Origin of the sequence: Nocardia paucivorans NBRC 100373 (assembly GCF_000308675.1) — a bacterium.
Taxonomy (GTDB): Bacteria; Actinomycetota; Actinomycetes; order Mycobacteriales; family Mycobacteriaceae; genus Nocardia; species Nocardia paucivorans.
This window is the reverse complement of record NZ_BAGE01000040.1, coordinates 113,726-133,133: the sequence shown is the minus strand read 5'-3', so window position 1 is coordinate 133,133 and position 19,408 is coordinate 113,726. Positions and strand designations below refer to the sequence as shown.

The 19,408-nt window shown below is 65.3% G+C and carries 16 protein-coding genes and 2 pseudogenes; 16 read left to right on the top strand and 2 right to left on the bottom strand.

Going from position 1 to position 19,408, the window contains the following annotated elements:
* Window positions 1–267, top strand: a pseudogene (locus ON32_RS11645) (IS5/IS1182 family transposase); the annotation flags it as partial.
* A 49-nt stretch (window positions 268–316) separates the two neighbouring features.
* Here the strand turns inward: ON32_RS11645 and ON32_RS11640 are convergent.
* The gene (locus tag ON32_RS11640) at window positions 317–952 is read right to left on the bottom strand and encodes a helix-turn-helix domain-containing protein (RefSeq protein WP_040790861.1); all 636 of its coding nucleotides are present in this window, start codon (window positions 950–952) and stop codon (window positions 317–319) included.
* A 259-nt stretch (window positions 953–1,211) separates the two neighbouring features.
* On the opposite strand from ON32_RS11640, the gene ON32_RS11635 reads away from it, so the two are divergent.
* The 10 genes from ON32_RS11635 (at window position 1,212) to dmpG (ending at window position 11,563) form a co-directional block, all read left to right on the top strand.
* Window positions 1,212–2,405, top strand: a complete 1,194-nt coding sequence (locus ON32_RS11635; protein ID WP_040790860.1) for a Rieske 2Fe-2S domain-containing protein — start codon at window positions 1,212–1,214, stop codon at window positions 2,403–2,405.
* A gap of 3 nt (window positions 2,406–2,408) precedes the next feature.
* Complete coding sequence (locus ON32_RS11630; RefSeq protein ID WP_040790859.1) at window positions 2,409–3,464, top strand: FAD-binding oxidoreductase; 1,056 nt, start codon at window positions 2,409–2,411, stop codon at window positions 3,462–3,464.
* Window positions 3,465–3,542: 78 nt separating this feature from the next.
* On the top strand, window positions 3,543–4,424 hold the full coding sequence (locus tag ON32_RS11625) for a VOC family protein (protein WP_040790858.1): 882 nt from the start codon (window positions 3,543–3,545) through the stop codon (window positions 4,422–4,424).
* Entirely contained in the window at window positions 4,421–5,719 is a 1,299-nt protein-coding gene (locus tag ON32_RS11620; RefSeq protein ID WP_040790857.1) for an amidase, read from the top strand. Before ON32_RS11625 ends, ON32_RS11620 begins: the two co-directional genes overlap by 4 nt.
* Window positions 5,719–7,053, top strand: a complete 1,335-nt coding sequence (locus ON32_RS11615) for a M20 family metallopeptidase (RefSeq protein ID WP_040790899.1) — start codon at window positions 5,719–5,721, stop codon at window positions 7,051–7,053. Before ON32_RS11620 ends, ON32_RS11615 begins: the two co-directional genes overlap by 1 nt.
* The gene (locus ON32_RS11610) at window positions 7,050–7,805 is read left to right on the top strand and encodes an aspartate/glutamate racemase family protein (RefSeq protein WP_040790856.1); all 756 of its coding nucleotides are present in this window, start codon (window positions 7,050–7,052) and stop codon (window positions 7,803–7,805) included. The genes ON32_RS11615 and ON32_RS11610 overlap by 4 nt, the downstream gene beginning before the upstream one ends.
* An 11-nt stretch (window positions 7,806–7,816) precedes the next feature.
* Entirely contained in the window at window positions 7,817–8,674 is an 858-nt protein-coding gene (locus ON32_RS11605) for an alpha/beta fold hydrolase (protein WP_040790855.1), read from the top strand.
* A gap of 161 nt (window positions 8,675–8,835) precedes the next feature.
* Entirely contained in the window at window positions 8,836–9,591 is a 756-nt protein-coding gene (locus tag ON32_RS11600) for a 2-keto-4-pentenoate hydratase (RefSeq protein WP_245550973.1), read from the top strand.
* Entirely contained in the window at window positions 9,588–10,517 is a 930-nt protein-coding gene (locus ON32_RS11595; protein WP_040790854.1) for an acetaldehyde dehydrogenase (acetylating), read from the top strand. Before ON32_RS11600 ends, ON32_RS11595 begins: the two co-directional genes overlap by 4 nt.
* Window positions 10,514–11,563 (top strand): 4-hydroxy-2-oxovalerate aldolase, encoded by a 1,050-nt coding sequence (dmpG, locus tag ON32_RS11590; RefSeq protein ID WP_040790853.1) that lies wholly within the window; start codon window positions 10,514–10,516, stop codon window positions 11,561–11,563. Before ON32_RS11595 ends, dmpG begins: the two co-directional genes overlap by 4 nt.
* Before the next feature lie 552 nt (window positions 11,564–12,115).
* On the opposite strand, the gene ON32_RS11585 is transcribed toward dmpG, so the two are convergent.
* On the bottom strand, window positions 12,116–12,775 hold the full coding sequence (locus ON32_RS11585; protein WP_040790852.1) for a TetR/AcrR family transcriptional regulator C-terminal domain-containing protein: 660 nt from the start codon (window positions 12,773–12,775) through the stop codon (window positions 12,116–12,118).
* Window positions 12,776–12,844: 69 nt separating this feature from the next.
* Here ON32_RS11585 and ON32_RS11580 point away from each other — a divergent pair, with 69 nt between their 5' ends.
* The 5 genes and pseudogenes from ON32_RS11580 to ON32_RS11560 form a co-directional block, all read left to right on the top strand.
* Entirely contained in the window at window positions 12,845–13,801 is a 957-nt protein-coding gene (locus tag ON32_RS11580; RefSeq protein WP_040790851.1) for a zinc-binding alcohol dehydrogenase family protein, read from the top strand.
* A 270-nt stretch (window positions 13,802–14,071) separates the two neighbouring features.
* Complete coding sequence (locus tag ON32_RS11575; RefSeq protein ID WP_245550971.1) at window positions 14,072–15,532, top strand: glycosyltransferase; 1,461 nt, start codon at window positions 14,072–14,074, stop codon at window positions 15,530–15,532.
* 90 nt (window positions 15,533–15,622) lie between these two features.
* Complete coding sequence (locus ON32_RS28495) at window positions 15,623–16,621, top strand: phytoene/squalene synthase family protein (protein WP_051133137.1); 999 nt, start codon at window positions 15,623–15,625, stop codon at window positions 16,619–16,621.
* Window positions 16,618–18,216: an FAD-dependent oxidoreductase gene (locus tag ON32_RS11565; protein ID WP_245550970.1), complete on the top strand. Its 1,599-nt coding sequence runs from the start codon at window positions 16,618–16,620 to the stop codon at window positions 18,214–18,216. Before ON32_RS28495 ends, ON32_RS11565 begins: the two co-directional genes overlap by 4 nt.
* Window positions 18,213–19,196, top strand: a pseudogene (locus ON32_RS11560) (DUF5914 domain-containing protein); the annotation flags it as partial. The gene ON32_RS11565 and the pseudogene ON32_RS11560, both read left to right, overlap by 4 nt.
* Window positions 19,197–19,408 lie beyond the last annotated feature (212 nt).

Here is a 19,408-nt window from a genome sequence, read left to right as displayed (position 1 = left end):
GATCGTGAATACCTGCGCCGGCGTGGCATCCGGGCGACGATCGCGGTCCCGGCAGATCAAGCCGGCCACCGCCGTCGGCGTGGCTCCGATGGCGGCCGACCTCCCGCGTTCGACGAGGTGATCTACCGGGATCGCAACACCATCGAGCGCGGTATCAACCAGCTCAAACAGCATCGAGCCGTGGCGACCAGGTTCGACAAACTCGCTGTCCGCTACCTGGCCACGCTCCACATCGCCGCCATCAATCTATGGCTCGGTAACAGTTGAGGGCGGGCTCACGCCCGCCCTCAACTGTTGCTCGACTTCGAGACACTGCCTAGGTGGTGCGTTTCCGTTTGGACGACGATCGGGCGGGGCGTGTCTTCGGCTCGGTCTCTTGCTCGGAGTTGTCCGCGGTGAACATTACGGCCGGATTGATGGTGGCCAGATCACGGCTGGCCGACTCGTACAGTCCGGTGAGGATATGCATGGACCGGATCGCATGTTGCAGCTTTGCCGTCACATCCGTCAGCTCGGCAAGGTTGGATGTCAAGGCCTGACGGCGTAGCTCCGCATATCGGTCGGTGATCTTACGTCCGGCGGGAGTGATCGCGAAAACCGACGCCGTCCCCGACTTCGTGCGTTCGAGCAGCCCCAGACCGACGAGCTTGCGCAGGTTGTACTGCAGGTTGGGTAGATCGTCGCGATTGGTGAGCTGGGCGATCGTCGCGGTGTCCTTGGCGCGTTCCTGCATTCGGACGACGTGGAGGGCCACTACCTCGTTGAAGGACAGATCGAGGTCGCCGGCCACATTGATGGCCTGGACGGCGAACCGTTCGAAGCCACGTTCCACCTGAAGGATCGCGAATTCGAACGCTGTCAACGCATCCTCGTACGCGTTTTCGGCCAAGTGCCAGCGGCGCCGCGGATCGAAGGGGGTGGGCTCGCCTTCGCGTGCGTCTGTCGAGGTCATGGGGTGTGAATGCTCCTTCTGTGCCGGGTTCGGGTGTGACGGTTGTTTCTTCGAGTACTACTCAACACCCCGACCGTTTCCGCACGCCAATCGCCCGCTTGTTAACTGCGCGAAAATTGCATGAAAAGTCGATTGATTTTCCATTGAAATTTGATACTGTGACTCGTGCCACGGCATTCGGCCCCACAAAGAAACAGCCCTTCGTGGGGCTCTTCATCACTCTCACGCCATCGCGTGGATCTACCTTTGGAGGACGTCCATGTCCGCATCGTCACGCAGCGGAACCTCCGCCGGTATCACCCGGCACTACGCCCCTTATGTCCAGGCCGATTGGGGTTACGCGAACCACTGGTACCCGGCCCTGTTGTCGGAAGAACTGGCCGACGGCACCGTCAAGGGGATCACCATCGGCGGCCACGACATCGCGGTCCGCCGTTCCAGCGGTAAGGCGTACGCCGTGTCCGACCGGTGCATTCACCGAGGAGTCAAGCTATCGGCCAAGCCGATGTGTCTGTCCGAAGGCACCATCACCTGCTGGTATCACGGATTCACCTACGGTCTCGAGGACGGCAGCCTGACCACGATCGTGGGAAACCCCAATGATTCGTTGATCGGCAAGGCCAAGATCAGGACCTATCCCGTCGAAGAGGCCAATGGCATCATCTACGTCTTCGTCGGCGACGAGGACTACGGTACTCCGCCTCCCCTCGCCTCCGACCTGCCGATGCGGGTGAACAACGACCCCAACGGCACCCCGGTTCCGCATCTACTGGACGACGGTGTCGTGATCCGCGGGATCCATCGCCGTCTCGTCGGCAACTGGCGGCTGGCCGCGGAGAACGGTCTGGATCCGGGCCATCTGCTCGTGCACTGGGACAATCAGATCCTGGTGGCCCTGGACCGGGCGCTGCCGCTCGGTGTCAATGCGTTGACCGATTCGGCGACCGAGGAGATCGATATTCCGGACGGTCCCAAAGGCGTGATGAACCGGTACGACCGGCCGGACCTCTACCAGCCGGTGCTGGACAACCCGAAGGTCAATATGAAGGCGCGCGGGACGGTCCCGCACTACTTCCGCACCTCACTTTGGGTGCCCGGGGTGCTCATGGTCGAGCACTGGCCGATCACCGACCATGTGCAGTACGAGTTCTACGTACCCATCGACGACCACCACCACGAGTACTGGGAGGTCATCGCGACTCGGGCGACAACCGACGAGGAGATCGCCGAGTTCAACTTCAAGTACGAGAACTTCATGCTGCCGTTGGCGTTGGAAGGCTTCAACAACAGTGACGTCTTCGCCCGCGAGGCCACCGAAGAGCACTACACCCGTTTCGACGGATGGAACAACGAAGTGCTCTGCGATATGGACTACTCGATCATCGCGTGGCGCAAGATGGCGGCTCGGCATCTCCGCGGATTCTTCGAGTCCCCCTACCAGGACGAGGACTGACCCATGACCACCGCTCCGATCGAATCCCCGCCGGGCACAGTGCACAACACCGGATGCCGTGTGCGTTTGAACTACACCGACACCACCAAGGAGGTCCACGTTCCCGCTGGAACCACCGTTCTCGAGGCCGCCGAAGCGGCAGGTGTACGTCTGGTCAGCCAGTGCCGTGTCGGCACCTGCGGTACCTGCGTCGGGCGGGTGTCGACCGGAGAGGTGGTAATGCCCGAAGGACGGGTCTATCCGCTGCGGGCCGAGGAACTCGGTGTGGGTATGCGTCTGCTCTGTCAGGCACATACCCACACCGAAGCCGAGATCGACCTCGACTACTCGGCGGCCATGTTGGAGGAGCACCCGGTTATCACCACCACGGTGAAGGTGGCCGCGTTGACCTGGCTCGCCGAAACGGTTGTCGAATTGACGGTTCGGCTACCGAAATCCGCCGTCTTCTCCTTCCGGGCCGGTCAGTATGTTCGGCTACGCGTTCCGGGAACCGACGAATGGCGTTCGTATTCCATGGCCTCGGGCGAGCGCCACAAACGCCGGCTGGTCTTCACCATCCGGGTACTACCCGCCGGTGCCATGTCGGACTATCTGCGTCATGAGGCCGTTGTCGGGCAGCAGCTCGAGATGGAAGGGCCGATGGGTTCCTTCGGGCTCGACGACGAATCCGGACCGGTTCTGATGATCGCGGGCGGTACGGGTTTGGCCCCGATGCTCTCGATGCTCGAATCACTGCAGACGGAACGGTCCCGCGGTTCGATCCGACTGGTTTTCGGATGTGCCCGCGAGGCCGATCTGTTCCATCTCGACGAAATCGACGCCAGACAGAGTTTCATGCCGAACCTGCAGGCGCGTGTCGTGGTCGATGAGCCCGGTGCGCGTTCGGGGCTGCTCGTCGGCAATCCCGTCAGTGTCCTCACCGCCGAGGATGTGGCCGACCCGGCAACCTCGGCGTACCTGTGTGGCCCACCTGCCATGCTCGATGCCGCCCGCGAACGTCTCCAACAACTCGGCATGTCGCGGGAACGGATCCACGCCGAGCACTTTCTCCCCAGCTGAACCACGGTCGGTTGCCGTACCACGCCACTACCGGTCCGGGGCGCCCCCGGCCGACCATTACAAGATTGTGAAACCAGCATGAGTATTTCTCGCCTCGGCGCCTTGAGCGTCGATGTCGCAGATCTCGAGGCCTGGCGGTATCTGCTCGTCGATCTGCTCGGGCTCCATGCCCGCCCCCGCCACTCCGACGACGAGCCGCTGCTGATCCGCCTCGACGAACACCATCACCGGATCGCGCTGTATCCGGCGGAAAAAGACTGTATTCGCACCATTACCTGGGAGGTCGACAGCCCACAACAGTTACGCGCGGTCGCCGAACGGATCACGGCCGAAGGACTCGAGATCGAGTGGGTGCCCACCGGCGCCCCGGAGACACGTGATGCCGTTGCGGCATTCCGATTCACCGATCTCGACGGGTTTCCCAGCGAGGTGTGTTTCGGGCCCACCGTCGACCACAATCCGTTGAAAACCGGTGGTCCCATCAGCGGTTTCGTCACCGGTGACCTCGGTCTCGGGCATGTGGTCCTGATGTGCGGGAACTACTCCGCGGCCGTGGACTTCTATACCCGGGTACTCGGATTCCGGCTCTCCGACTACATCGTGTGGGACGGAGCCGACGCCACCTTCCTGCACTGCAACCCGAGACATCACAGCCTGGCATTGATGAACGAGTGTTTCGGCTTCCAGGGAGGCGATTTCAACCATCTGATGATCGAGGTCGCCTCGTTGGACGATGTCGGTCGCGCCTACGACCGGATCAACGAGGCGGGCATCGACCTGAAGATGACCTTCGGTCGGCACACCAACGACGGGGTGACCTCGTTCTACATTGCGACACCATCCGGGTTCGGCATCGAGATCGGTCACGGCGGCAAGTTGGTCGACGACGGCTGGGTCGTCAAGACTTATCGGTCGCCGTCACGGTGGGGGCACGAGCCACAGAAGGCGGACCGATCATGACCGGTACGGCAGTGACATCGCTCGAGGACGAGCAAGTGACAGAGCCGAGTGTTGTCGCGGTGCGGCGTTGTCTGAATCGGATCGATGAGCGTGACGAGCTCGTTCGGGCATGGGCGTTCCTCGATTCCGATCTGGCCCTGGCCCAGGCGCGCGACCGGGATGCGGAGCCGTGTCGTTCGGCCCTGCACGGTATCCCGGTCGGAGTGAAGGACATCATCGACACCGCCGACCAACCGACGTCATATGGCTCGCGGTTGTGGGAAGGGCATCGGCCCGATCGTGACGCCGAGGTGGTGGCGCGGTTGCGGAAGGCGGGGGCGGTGATCCTCGGCAAGACCACGACCACCGAATTCGCCACCTATCACCCGACGATCACTCGCAACCCGCACAACCCCGGTCACTCGCCGGGCGGTTCGTCGAGTGGGTCCGCCGCGGCGGTGGCCGATGGTCAGGTACCGCTCGCGTTGGGTACACAGACCGCGGGCTCGGTGTTGCGTCCGGGATCTTTCTGCGGAGTGTTCACCCTCAAACCCACCTATGGACGGTGGCCGTTCGGCGGGGTGCTGCCGGTGTCGCTGACTTTCGATACGGTCGGCGGTTTCGCCCGGCATCCGGTTTGGCTCGGGGCACTGGACGGCGTTGTCGCCGAGCCGGATTCGGATGAACCGCTGCCCGCCACCTGTGACCTCCGAGTCGGGGTGCTTCGTCCGCCGTGGGCGGACCGGGCGACTCCGGCCGCGGTGGATGCGCTCGAGAACACCGTGGCAGCCCTACGCGACGTGGTCACCGAGATCGTCGATATCCGGGTCCCCGGCGAACTCGGCGCGCTCGACCGGGCACATACGCTGATCATGGCCGCGGAAGCGTCGACCGCACTCGCCGACCGGATCGACCGCCCCGGGCCGGAGCGGATCAGCGACGAACTCACCCGGTTCCTGAGCCGGGGCCGTACCGCCACGGCAGACGCGATCCAGCGGGCCAGGATCGAACTTCGCCGGGCGCGTCGGTTCCTGGACGCGACCCACCGCCGCGTCGACGTGGTGCTGACCCTGGCTGCCCCCGGGGAGGCTCCGGCCGGTCTCGCCGGTACCGGGGACCCGGTTTTCAACAAACTCGCCAGCACTGCGGGCACGCCCGCGGTGGGGCTGCCGGTCGGCAAGGGAAACGACGGTCTCCCGCTGGGCATTCAGCTCATCGGTCCCGCCCACAGCGACCAGGCCCTCGTTCGCATCGCGACCTGTCTGACCGATCGCATCGGTCTCGCGGCGCGCTGCCCGATTCCGGAGGAGATGTGATGGCCCCGAGCCCACCCACGCACACCGCACCGCTCGACGGGCAGCGGCGGGAGATGTACGAGGCGGTTTGCGCGCGGCTCGATGCCGACCGATTCCGTGATCTGCTGGTTTCGCTGATCAATATTCACAGCCCCACCGGGCGGGAACGCCCCGCCTCGGAGTTCATGGCCGACTATCTGCGTCATACGGTGGGTATCGATGCCGCCTATCGGCCGGTGAGCGAACACACCGGCAATGTGCTGGGCGAGCATCGCGGCAGCGGTGGTGGGAGCCGACTTCTGCTCTACGCGCCCATCGATACCCATATCGACCCCGAGGCGGATGTGCCGTGGGTGGGACCGGAGCTGCGACCGGACATGTTGCCGCAGGCCGTGGTCGACGGTGATCTGGTCATCGGGCTGGGGGCGTCCAACCCCAAGTGCATGGTCGCCGGGCTCACCGAGGTGGTACACGCGGTGGTCGATGCCGGTGTGGCATTACGCGGTGACCTCGCCATCGGCTTCGCCGGCGGCGGGATGCCGGTCAGTATGAGCAACCGCGACAACGTGGGTATGAGCAGCGGTGTATTCCATCTGCTCACCCATGGGGGGATGCCCGATCACGCGGTGGTGTTCAAACCGTGGTGGGCGGTGTACCCGGAGGAACCGGGCATGTGCTGGTTCGAGGTGTCGGTACGGGGAACGTTCGGATATGCGGGAATCGGCCGCGGCACACCTGGCTTCCGCTCCTCGATCGTGCCCGCCGCCACGGTGATCCAGGAAATCGAGGCATGGCTACCGGAATACACTGCCCGCAACACCTCCGGGTCGACGATTCCGGAAGGGTGGATTTCGGCGGTCCGTAGCGGGAACCCGGACAAACCGGCATTCCCGTCGGCCACCACGCAGATCTATCTGGACGTCCGGGTCAATCCGCGTACCACCCCGGGAGAGGTCCGGCATCAATTCGCTCGGTTCATCGACAAGGTTCGTGCCGATCATCCCGATATCGAACTGGACTGGCGAATGTACGGGTCCCTGCCCGGCGGGATGACCGACCCCGACAACTGGATCGTCCAGTCCTGTCGTCGCGGCTGGGAGGAGGTCGAAGGGCGTCCGTACGAAACGACGCCGCTGCTCGGCGGGCAGACCGACGGAACCCTGATCCGACGCCTCGGGGTGCCCTGCGCCCGGATCGGCTACCCGTGGCCGCCCTCGTCCGCGCCCGCCGAACTGAATGTGGGGCTCGGCGGTATGGGCGTCGCGTCGGTCGGCGACGTCATGAACGCCACTCGTGCGGTCGCCTACGCGGTCGTCGACACCCTGACCCGAACCAGAGAGGAACTCGACCTGTGAACAAGGTCCTCAATATCGTCCCCGTTCCGGTACCGCCCGAAGCCCTCGTCGCTTTCGCCGCCCAGATCCCGCCCTCCGTGGTGCATCCGGGATTCGAGAACGTTTTCGTCTGTGCGCGAGCCGGTGGTGCGACCCTCGACAGCGCCTACGAAACCACCCTGGCCGACGCTTTCGTGCTCGATGCGGGTTGCCGTGCCGAGGAACAAGGATATGCGGCCGTCTGTGTCAATTCGATGAGCGATTCCGCCCTCGCCGCATTGCGCTCCCGGCTGACCATACCGGTGGTCGCCCCGAACCAGGCGTCGATGCTGTTGGCCGCGTTGCTCGGCAAGAAGTTCTCGGTCGTCACCATGTGGCCGCAATGGCATGAGCTCTACCACAAGGCGGCACGGGAACACGGACTGACGGCGAAGCTCGCCTCGGTTCGCGATATCGGTGTGCCGCCGGACACCGCGGAATTGCTGGCCGGCAAGGAGGATTTCGCCTTCGGAGCGCTCGAACGCCAGGCACGCGCCGCCATCGACGAGGACGGCGCGGACGTCATCGTCCTCGGTTCGACGACCATGCACCAAAGCCATGCCCACCTCGAAAAAGTGCTCGAGGTTCCGGTGCTGAATCCCGGCGTCGTCGCCTACAAGATGTGCGAAATGCTCGTCCAGACCGGGCTTTCCCACAGCAAGCGCGCGTATCCGTCTCCGGCCACGGTTCAGGACGATCTGCTGTCCGGTGTCGACACCACTCTGCTCAACTGAACGGACATGATATGACCACCATCACCACCAACCCGGAAATCGGGTCGCGAATGCGAACGGGCGCGTTCGACACGAATTATCACGATGTGGGTTCAGGGGAAGCCGTCCTCCTGCTCCACGGTTCCGGTGCCGGAGTCTCCGCGTGGGCGAACTGGCGCGGCCTGATCCCGGTGCTGTCGCGGAACTTTCGGGTGATCGCCCCGGACCTCGTCGGGTTCGGATACACCTCGCTGCCCGATCCGGTGAACTTCACCATCTTCGACACCTGGATCGATCAGGTGCTCGCCCTACTCGATGGCCTCGGAATCGAAAAGACCCATGTGGTCGGCAATTCGTTCGGTGGGGGGCTGGCGCTGCACCTGGCCACCGAGCATCCGGACCGGCTCGACCGGATCGCGTTGATGGGCGCGGGGGGTGTGCCGATCGAATTCACCGATGAGCTCGACGCGCTATGGGGCTACACCCCTTCGGTGGAGAACATGAAGAAAATCATGGACATCATGGCCTACGACCGTTCACTGGTCACCGACGAACTGGCCGAACTGCGTTATCAGGCCACGATTCGACCCGGCGCGCAAGAAGCTTTCGAGAAGGTCTTCCCGCCGCCGCGTCAACGCTGGCTCGACGCTCAGATCGTGCCCGACGAGAAATTGGCGGCGATACCCCATGAGGTCCTCATCCTGCACGGGCGGGAGGATCGGGTCGTTCCTCTGGATGCTTCGCTGCGTATGTTCCGAACCATTCCGAAAGCCCAACTGCACGCATTCGGTCATTGCGGGCATTGGACCCAGATCGAGCACGCTGCCCGGTTCCATTATCTCGTCGACCAGTTCTTCCGTGAGTCGGCCGGCTCGGAGGAGGAGGTCTGATGTCCGGGTACCACAGCGAATCCACCGTGATCGAAAAGGACGGAAGGGTCGATCCGATGCCCACTGATACGGTTGACCATTTTTCGCTACTCGGACGGCGAGAAACGAGCGACCACCCGACCCGTATACCGGGGTGTATCGTCACCGCGGCGTCGAGGCTGATGGCCGCCGAGCGACACCGGGTCCCCTGCGCGCCGGTACGCGATCTGATCGGTACCACCGATATCGGGACCGCGTACGCGGTCCAATCGCGGATCGTTGCCGAGTTCGTGGACGCCGGCCGTGTACTGGCCGGGCGCAAGATCGGATTGACCTCCCCGGCAGTGCAGGCGCAACTGGGTGTCGATCAACCGGACTTCGGCACATTGTTCGCCGATATGGACTGCTCGGGCGGGGAACCGATCGAGGTGAGCCGGTGCTTGCAGCCGAGGATCGAGGCGGAGGTCGCGTTCGTCCTGGGCAGCGATATCGAGACGACGGTCGACGCGGTGCGGGTGCGCGATTATGTCGAGTTCGGTTCTCCCGCGCTCGAGATCGTGGATTCCCGGGTCGAGGGATGGGATATCAGCCTGGGGGACACCATCGCCGACAATGCCTCGTCCGGTCTCTACGTCCTGGGCGAGCGGGTTCGTGTGATGGATCTGCCGGACCTGGCGTCGATATCGATGACGATGATCGAGGGGGATGTCGTGGTGTCCACCGGCACCGGTGCGGACTGTCTCGGCAGTCCGTGGGCCGCTCTGGCCTGGTTGGCGAACATCTCTCTCGAATTCGGTGCGCCATTGCAGGCAGGAGAGGTGGTGTTGTCCGGGGCGTTGGGGCCGATGGTGGCCGTCGTTCCCGACCGAACCTATCGGGCCACGATCAGCGGCCTCGGCTCGATCTCGGCCGCATTCACTTCGGGAGAGCAGGCGTGAGCAGCGCGGTCGCGGTCATCGGGTCGGGAAATATCGGTACCGATCTCCTGATCAAAATCAAACGTTTGGCCGCAGCGGAACTCGAGGTCGCGGCCATGGTCGGCATCGATCCGGCCTCCGACGGGTTGGCCCGGGCCCGGCGTCTCGGTGTCGATGCGATCTCCAACGGAGTGGCCGGGCTGGTCGAGCACCCCCGTTTCGACGAGATCGAGATAGTTTTCGATGCGACCTCGGCCAAGGCCCACGAATACAACGAGCAGGTGTTGCGCCCATATGGCAAACGCCTCATCGATCTCACCCCCGCGGCGATCGGACCCTATGTGGTGCCGGCGGTCAATCTGGACGAACACGGGGCCGCGCCGAACATCAATATGGTGACCTGTGGGGGACAGGCGACGATTCCTGTCGTCGCCGCCATCTCCCGGGTGACGCCGGTGTATTGGGCCGAGATCGTCGCTTCGATCGCATCGAAATCGGCGGGCCCCGGTACCAGAGCCAATATCGACGAGTTCACCGAGACCACTGCACGAGCGATCGAACGGGTCGGCGGGGCTCGACGCGGTAAGGCGATCATCATCCTGAATCCGGCGGAGCCACCGATGATCATGCGAGACACTGTGCTCGCACTGGTCGGTGAAGACCGCAAGGAGGAGATCACCGCGTCGATCGAGTCGATGGTTGCCGAGGTCGCCGCCTATGTGCCCGGTTATCGGCTCAAACAACAGGTGCAGTTCACCGAATTGACCGGGCCGGCGGCCACCCTGACCGAGTACACCGGGATGTTGTGGAAGGTATCGGTGTTTCTCGAGGTCACCGGTGCCGCACACTACCTGCCCGCGTATGCGGGGAATTTGGACATCATGACCTCGGCGGCGCTACGGGTGGCCCGGTCGATCGCCGAGCAGAAGGCGAAGGTATCGATATGACCTCGGTCGTTACGAGGGAGACCGCGGCCGACGGGGCGCCCCTCTACATCCAGGACGTGACATTGCGCGATGGGATGCACGCGATCCGGCATCGTATCGACCCGAAGAACGTCGCCGCTGTTGCAGAAGCGCTCGACCGGGCCGGTGTGGACGCCATCGAGGTATCACACGGAGATGGGTTGGCCGGAGCGTCGCTGACCTACGGGCCGGGTAGCAACACCGACTGGGAGTGGCTCGAAGCCGCTGCATCGGTGATTCGTTCGGCGAAACTGACCACGCTGCTCCTACCCGGAATCGGCACCGTCCGCGAACTGAAACAGGCCTTCGAACTCGGAGTGCGTTCGGTACGAGTGGCCACGCACTGCACGGAAGCCGATGTGGCGGCGCAGCACATCGCGACGGCCAAGGAACTGGGGATGGACGTGTCCGGCTTCCTGATGATGTCGCATATGGCCCCGGCCTCGGAACTGGCCCGTCAGGCGAAACTCATGGAGTCCTACGGTGCCGACTGCGTGTATGTCACCGATTCGGGCGGACGGTTGACCATGGATGGGGTACGGGAACGCGTGCGCGCCTATCGGGAGATACTCCACGAGCGCACCCAGATCGGCATCCACGCACACCAGAATCTATCGCTTGCCGTGGCGAACTCGGTGGCCGCCGTCGAGGAGGGGGTCACCCGGGTCGACGCGTCACTGGCCGGTCAGGGCGCGGGCGCGGGTAACTGTCCGATCGAGCCGTTCGTCGCAGTCGCGGACCTGTACGGTTGGAAGCACTCCTGCGACCTGTTCGGTCTGCAGGATGCCGCCGATGATCTGGTGCGACCACTACAGGATCGTCCGGTCCAGGTCGACCGGGAGACCCTAACTCTCGGATATGCCGGGGTGTACTCGAGTTTCCTGCGGCACGCCGAAACCGCGGCGCGAACCTATGGGCTCGATACTCGGTCCATTCTGGTCGAAGTCGGTCGCCGCGGTCTTGTCGGTGGACAGGAAGACATGATCACCGACGTCGCGCTCGATCTGCGCGATCGTGCCGGGAACTGAGCGCGGGCGCAACGTGCTCGCTCGATTCGCCATGTCTTGATTCCTCTGCCGGAGAACCCATGAGCATCACCGTCTTCGATTCCGCTCCCGATGTGGGAGGGTGTGGAGTCGCACGTGCAGATACCCGGGCACCACCACCCAGAACAACAAAGGAGCCTACGTGTTCTCGGATTCCCGATGCCGTCGAGCTATCCGGAATGCCGCGTGGCGAACAGGTTCAGCGATATCCGGACGATTACGCGCGCACATTCGATCTGCACCGACGGGTCCGGCCGGGCTGCCGCGTCCTCGCCGCCGAACTGGACGAGCAGGTGGGCCGCCGGCGGCTACGTCTCCACACCACCGCCACCGGTATCGAAAGCGACGCCGAATTCGACCAGCTGATCGTCGCCGATGGCATCTTCTGCGATCCTTTTCTTCCACCTATCCGAGACTCGACGAGTTCACTCGGGTCGGAGGCCGGGTCTGCGCGCCCTCGGACTTCCACGAACTTGCCGATGCGGCCGGTATCGGAGCTTTCGGGTCCGAGGGCTGATCCACTTCTGATAACCGTTACGGTCCGATCGACGGTCCGGATTGTCGGCGCAGCAGGCTCGCGAGTCCGTCGAGGACGATGCCGAGGTGTCGCTCGAAGCGCCGGTCGCCGTCGTCGCGAAGCCGTCCGGCAGCCTTGACCAGATCGGCATCCTCGCCGAGCCAGATAGCGCGTTCGGTGATCGAGTACCGCTCGGGATCGGTGTCGTTCGACCGGCTGCGTTCCTGCTCCTCGATGACGAACCCGACCACGAAGGCGGTGACCAGGTCGAGGGCGTCGTCCGCCGTGGCCAGGGTGAAGCCGGTCGCGGTCAGACGCTCGAGCCAGGGCTCCTTCGCCTTCACCACGTCGGGGTCGGCGAGGCGCGTACCACTGAAGATGCGGGCCCCGTCCCGATACCGCAGGTACTCCGACCGTAGGACACGGGCATAGGCGGCCATATCCTCGCGCCAGCCGCCGCGCGGGATCGCCGCGAGGGCGTCGACGACCCGCCGCATGACGAATGTGGCCATTTCGTCGAGCAATTCCTGTTTGTTGCGGACGTGCCAGTACAGGGCGGGGGCCTTCACCTCGAGTCGGGCGGCGAGAGCGCGAACGGTGAGGGCGTCCATGCCCTGCTCATCGAGTAGTTCCAGAGCCGCCGCCACGATCTGCTCTCGGGTGATTCCCTTGGCCACGGTTGACACCTTAACAAAGTTCAGGCACGCTGATCGACACCGGAATTTAACTTAGTTAAGGAGAGTGTCGTGCGTGCTGCAGTCGTCGAAACCCCACACACCACACCCATCTGCGCGGACTTCCCCGATCCCGAACCGCAACCCGGTCGCGCACCGCTGCGACTCGTGGGCGCGGGTCTGCATCACGTGGTCCGGGGAATGGCCACCGGTCGCCATTACGGCAGCGACGGGGCATATCCGCTCGTACCCGGCATCGACGCGGTGGCCCTGACCGGTGACGGGCGGCTGGTCTACACGGGCTTCGCCCGGTCACCGTGGGGAACCATGGCGGAACGGCTGGTCACCCCGTTCGATGTGGAGGTGCCCGCGGGGGCCGATCCGCTCGCGGTCGCCGCCGGGGTGAATCCGGCTTTGTCGGGCTGGATGCCGCTGGTCACCCGATATCGGGAGACGGGCGATCTCGGAACCGTGTGGGTACTCGGCGCGACCGGTGTATCGGGCGGTCTGGCGGTGCGGGCGGCATTGTCGTTCGGTGCGAAACGGGTCGTCGCGGTCGGGCGGGACCGCAGCGCGCTGGAGCGGCTGAGCGGTCCGGGTGTGGTGACCGTGCCGATCGCACCGGATGCATCCGATACCTGGGCGGACACCCTCGGTGCGGTTGTCACCGCGGTGCAGCCCACCATCGTCCTCGACTACGTGTGGGGACCCGTCGCCGAGGCCGCCTTCACGGCATTGGGAAAAACCCGCCCGGACGACGACGCGATGGTCGACTACGTGCAGATCGGCTCGCTCGCCGGAGCCGAGGCGGTACTGCCCGCGGAACTGTTGCGCAGCCGACGGATCCGGATCAGCGGCAGTGGTAAGGGCTCGGTCTCGCCGGAACGGATGATCGCCGAACTACCCCATATCCTCGCCCGCTTCGCCGACGGCACCTTCGACGCGCCGTATACCGAGTACCCGCTCGATCGCGTCGACGAGGCCTGGGCGCACCGGGGGCGCACCCGAGCCGTCATCGTCCCGGAGTGAGCGAAATCGCCATTGCCGGTCAGGCCCGCGGCGGCCGATGTTCGAGGCGCGGGTTCCGCCGATCCGGCCGCTCGATTCGTCCACAGGAGAGTCGAGGGGCCGGAGATCGGGTCGTGGTTTCTCGAACTCGGTGAGACCCGCGCGGCGCGAGGTGCGTAGCGGAAATCCGGCTTTACGGTGTTGCAACCGAACTGTTCGCGCGCTGTGCGGTCCACGAGGGGAAAGCGTGCCATACCGTCGGAGTAGGCGATGGTGGCGGAGCGAAGCGGGATGACCGGTTCCGTTTACCGGTGGGGAGTGCTCGGTGGGGAGCCGTCGACCCGCGGCTCCCGTCGCCGGTCACTCCATATCGTCGAAACGCACCGTTGGCAGCAGTTCGGAAACCGCACCGGAAAGGAAACAGCCCGTATGGGCCGATATCTGCTCGCGGCCGGTTCGATACCGGGACATGTGCTGCCGATGCTGAGTATCGCAACCGATCTGGCTCGACGCGGACATGAGGTCCGGCTGCTCACGGGGCGTGAGTTCACCGCTCTCGCCGCCACCCGGGGGATAGCGGTGGTGCCGCTCCCGGACGAGGCGGAGATCGAGCGTCCGCCGGCGCCACCATGCAGATCCTCGACCATCCTCCGGCGCCTGCGCATCGGTCGGGCCGAGCTGCGGTCGATCTTCCTGGCGCCGCTCGTCGCGCAGTACACCGCATTGCGCCGGGAGATCGAGCGTGATCCGGTCGACGCGATTCTGGTCGATCTCGCCTTCGTCGGCGCGATCCCCTTGCTCCTGGCGGGTCGTCCCCGTCCGATGGTGTCGGTGTGCGGGGTGGGGCCGCTGATGGTGTCCAGTGTCGACACCCCGCCGTTCGGCACCGGGTGGCGGCCGCGGCCGGAGGTCTCCTACCACAGAATGAACCGGTTCGCGCACGAGGTGTTGTTCCGTGACATCCAGGGCCGACTGAATGCGATTCTGGAGTCGGTGGGGGTCGCTCGCGCCCCGGTGTTCCTGACCGACTGGCCGGTGCTGGCCGACCGCATCATTCAGCTCACCGTGCCGAGCTTCGAGTATCGGCGCCGTGATCTACCGCAGAACGTGGTGTTCGCCGGGCCGCTGCCCGTCGAGGAGCGGGTGAACGACGAGGTTGCGCCACCGGTGGCCGGTCGCCCGACTCGAGTGCACGTCACTCAGGGCACCTGGGACAATATCGACCCCACCGAACTCATCGTGCCCACTCTCGAAGCCTTCGCAGATCGTGATGACCTCGAGGTGATCGCCACGACGGGACCGGGTGTGCGACTGCCCGTTCCGCCTCCGAGCAATGCCTGGGTATCCGGTTTCTGCTCGTATTCGGTATTGCTGCCCACGGTCGATGTGATGATCACCAACGGGGGCTACGGAGGCGTGCATGCGGCGCTGTCCCATGGGGTGCCGCTCGTCGTGGCCGGTGGCACCGCCGACAAGCCGGAAGTGGCCGCGCGTGTGGCCCATTTCGGAGTCGGTATCGACCTGCGCACCGCACGGCCGACCGCCTCCGAAATCGCCGCGGCGGTCGATCGGATCCTCGGCACGCAATCCTATCGACGCGCCGCGCAGTGTATCGCCGGTGATATCGCCGGCACCCGCCCCTACGAGGTGATCGATAGAACACTGTCCGAACTCGTCCGTTCCGGACCGCATCCGGTGCGCTCGACCCCGCGTCACGACCCACTGTCTGCTCGACGCGAGGAGAGCCCGTGAGTGTGGGGGAGGAAGTGGATGAAGAAGTGGCATGCGCACGGGTCCGCGCCGGCCCGGCCCCGACTCTCCTCACCGGCCGATAGGAGTCCCATGCCCCGCAGCGCTCCCTTTGCCGAGAACGAATACGTCGACGAACATCTGCGTCGCTCCTATCGGGCATGTCGAGAACTCAACGCCCGCCACGGACGGACGTTCTTTCTGGCCACTCGATTGTTGGCGCCGGACCAACGTCCCGCGATCCACGCGCTCTACGGCTTCGCCCGCCGGGTCGACGATATTCTGGACGAGATCGACCCGACCCGCGATCGTGCCGAACGCGCGGAGCGGTTGGAAATGCTCGCCGAGCGGTTCCGCGCCGGTGATCCGACCGGTGATGTCGTGCTGCCTGCCGTTCTGCATACTGCACGCGCGTACCGAATACCCTCCACCCTGTTCGAGTCGTTCCTGGACTCGATGCGTATGGATCTGACGGTCACCGACTATCCCGATCGACACGCTCTCGATCGCTACGTGTACGGCTCGGCGGAGGTCATCGGGTTGCAGGTGCTGCCGGTGCTGGGGACGGTGGCGCCGATCGAGGAGGCGGCCCCATATGCGGCGGCGCTGGGCAAGGCGTTCCAACTGACGAACTTCCTGCGCGATATCGATGAGGATCTCGTCCGCGACCGGGTATATCTGCCCGCCGACGAGCTCGCCGCCCACGGCGTGGACCGTGATCTGCTGCAATGGTGTCGGGCGCACCGCCGCACCGATCTTCGGGTCCGCCGGGCCCTCATCGCCCAGCATGCGCTGACCCGCGAGATCTATTCCTACGCCCAGGGCGGTATCGCTCTGCTCGAGCCGCGCTCCCGACCGTGTGTCCGCGCGGCGCTCACCCTCTACTCGGAAATCCTGGACCGCATCGAGGCCCTCGACTTCGAGGTTTTCCTACACCGGGCCCGCGTGGGCGTACCGCGCCGGGTGGTGGTGGGAGCCACCGGCCTCGCGCAGGCGTGGCGGGCACGTCGCAACACCCCGGGGCGGGAACGCCCGAAAGTATTTCTCTCGAGGTGGGGGCTGTCGTACCAACGGGAAGACGATCGACGGTGAGTACTGTGGCGTTCGACGACCTCACGGGGATCGGGGCCGATCCCCGCAGGGTGCTGCACCCCGCCGCGCCGGGCGTGCGTGATCTCACCGCGACGGGCATCCCGCCCCGGGTGGCCGTGATCGGCGCGGGTATTGCCGGGCTGGCCGCGGCGAGCGGGTTGGCCGAACGCGGTGTGGCCGTGGAACTCGTCGAGCGGGAAAGGTTTCTCGGCGGGCGGGTCGGTGGCTGGACCGATCGACTCTCCGACGGCACCACGGTCGGCATGAACCGCGGTTTCCACGCCTTCTTTCGCCAGTACTACAACCTGCGCAAGCTGTTGTCGCGTGGTGATCCCGGTCTGAGCCGATTGCGGACGTTGAACGACTATCCGCTGCTCGACGCGCACGGGCACCGGGACAGCTTTCGGCGCCTACCCCGCACACCACCGTGGAACGCCCTCGCCTTCGCGCTGCGCAGCCCCACCTTTCGGCTACGTGATCTGGTTCGTATGGATCCGCGGGCCGCGGCGCCTCTGGCCGCGGTCTCCGTCCCCGAGATCTACTCCGCCCTCGACCATCTCGACGCCGAGTCCTTCCTACACACCATCCGATTCCCGGCGGCGGCGCAACACCTGGCCTTCGAGGTGTTCTCCCGGAGCTTTTTCGCTCTTCCCGGTCGGATGTCGGCCGCGGAATTGGCCGCCATGTTCCACATCTACTTCCTCGGCTCCAGCGAGGGTCTGCTCTTCGACGTGGCCGACGACAACTTCGACATCGCGCTCTGGAATCCGGTGCGCGAGTATCTCACCGCCGCGCCCACCCCCACCCGGCCCGGAACTGTTGCCGTGCACACCGGTGTCCGCATCACCGAGATCCGACGCTGCGGTCCGTCGGGCTTCCGGTTACGGGACGACACCGACGCCACCCTGGACGTCGACGCGGTCGTTCTCGCCACCGATATCAACGGCTTACGCGATATCGTCGCCGCATCCCCGGACCTCGGTGACCGGAGGTGGCGGGAGAACGTCACCGCCTTGGGGACCGCACCGCCGTTTCTGGTGTACCGGTTGTGGCTCGACCGTCCCGTCGCCGCCGACCGACCCGCTTTCCTGGCCACCGGCGGACTGGCTCCGTTGGACAATGTGAGCATTGTCGACCGATACGATCACGGTGCCGCGTGCTGGGCTCGCCGGAACGGTGGAAGCGTCGTCGAACTACACGCGTACGCGGTCCACACCGATACACCCGCTCGACCCCCGAGCGATCTACGGGCGCGATTGCTGGCCTGTTTGCACCGTGTCTATCCCGAGACGACGCAGGCGAGAATCGTCGGTGCGATCACCCTCTGGCGTCAGGACTGTCCGCGTTTCGCACCGGGCGATTTCGGCCGCCGTCCGGGTATCCGCACCCCCGATCCGGGTCTTGTCCTGGCGGGCGACGGTATCCGTATCGACCTGCCGGTCGCCTTGATGGAGCGCGCCGCCACCACCGGGTGGGCCGCGGCCAACACGCTGTTGACCCGCTGGGGCGCGGCCGGTCATGCACTGCAAACCGTACCCACCCGTGGACGCTCACGGCTACTGCGCACCCTTGCGACCCGAAAGGCGCATCCATGAAAGCAATCGCAGCCATTCCTGCGCGCTGGTGGAAATCCTCTCCGCTGCAACCGATTTCCCCACAGATCTGGTCCCGTCAGCGCCCCACCCACGGGCAGGCCCGACCGCACCTGATCGAGTCGGCATTGCGATCGGCCGGCCGACGACCGTCGGGAAATTGGTACGTGCTCGCCGCGAGCCGCGACATCACCGCCGAGCGGCCGTTCGGCGCCACCGTCGCCGGGGTGGAGCTCGTCGCGTGGCGCGATACCCATGGTCGCCTGCACATCGGCCCGGGGGCGTGTCCACACCTCGGAGCCGACCTATCCACCGCCCATATACACGACGGGGCATTGCTGTGTCGCTGGCACGGTCTGCGCATCGACGGTCGCTGCACCCCCCGGTGGGCGCCGTTCCCCGGTTACGACGACGGCATCCTGGTCTGGGTGCGACTCGATGCGGTCGGCGGCGAAAAGCCCACGGACATACCGGTTGTCCCGGACCGCCCCGTCGATACTCGCGTGCACGCGGTGGCCATGCTGACCGGAATCTGCGAACCGTCCGACATCATCGCCAACCGTCTCGATCCGTGGCACGGGTCGTGGTTCCACCCCTATTCGTTCGCCGACCTCGAGGTCGTTCGAACACCGACCCCGGCGGACGATCGCTATCTGGTGACCGTCACCTTTCGGGTCGCCCGCCGCCTCGGCGTCCCCGTCGAGGCCGAATTCACCTGTCCCGATCCCCGCACCGTCGTCATGCGCATCGTGTCCGGCGAAGGCGCCGGCAGCATCGTCGAAACACACGCCACTCCGGCGGGAACCACCGATGACGGGCGCGCCCGCACCACCGTCGTGGAGGCGGTCGTGGCCGACTCGGCGCGCCCGGGATTTCGTCATGTCCATCGAGCGATTCCTCTGCTGCGCCCGGTGCTGCGTCGTGCCGCACTGCGCTTGTGGCACGACGATCTCGCCTACGCCGAACGTCGCTACCGGTTACGCACTCGTAACGCCCGCCCACCCGTGGACCCGAATCCCGTACCGCAGCACGTCTTCGATCATCGTCCGAGGGCGGCGGACTCGCCCGACGAGCCGGTCCGGGACGGTTGTGAGCGGGGTGGGGTGGTCGGGGCGGTCGGTGCGGCGGCTCAGGGGTTGTCGACCGGTGGCGATGCGGGTTCGTTTCGAGTTGTCGAACGCGTAGATGTCGAGGG

Coding starts and splice junctions, on each gene's coding strand:
- dmpG (WP_040790853.1), top strand. CDS start 10,514: ATGACCTCGGTCGTTACGAGGGAGACCGCGGCCGACGGGGCGCCCCTC.
- ON32_RS11630 (WP_040790859.1), top strand. CDS start 2,409: ATGACCACCGCTCCGATCGAATCCCCGCCGGGCACAGTGCACAACACC.
- ON32_RS28495 (WP_051133137.1), top strand. CDS start 15,623: ATGCCCCGCAGCGCTCCCTTTGCCGAGAACGAATACGTCGACGAACAT.
- ON32_RS11600 (WP_245550973.1), top strand. CDS start 8,836: ATGGCCGCCGAGCGACACCGGGTCCCCTGCGCGCCGGTACGCGATCTG.
- ON32_RS11605 (WP_040790855.1), top strand. CDS start 7,817: ATGACCACCATCACCACCAACCCGGAAATCGGGTCGCGAATGCGAACG.
- ON32_RS11640 (WP_040790861.1), bottom strand. CDS start 952: ATGACCTCGACAGACGCACGCGAAGGCGAGCCCACCCCCTTCGATCCG.
- ON32_RS11615 (WP_040790899.1), top strand. CDS start 5,719: ATGGCCCCGAGCCCACCCACGCACACCGCACCGCTCGACGGGCAGCGG.
- ON32_RS11625 (WP_040790858.1), top strand. CDS start 3,543: ATGAGTATTTCTCGCCTCGGCGCCTTGAGCGTCGATGTCGCAGATCTC.
- ON32_RS11635 (WP_040790860.1), top strand. CDS start 1,212: ATGTCCGCATCGTCACGCAGCGGAACCTCCGCCGGTATCACCCGGCAC.
- ON32_RS11620 (WP_040790857.1), top strand. CDS start 4,421: ATGACCGGTACGGCAGTGACATCGCTCGAGGACGAGCAAGTGACAGAG.
- ON32_RS11575 (WP_245550971.1), top strand. CDS start 14,072: ATGACCGGTTCCGTTTACCGGTGGGGAGTGCTCGGTGGGGAGCCGTCG.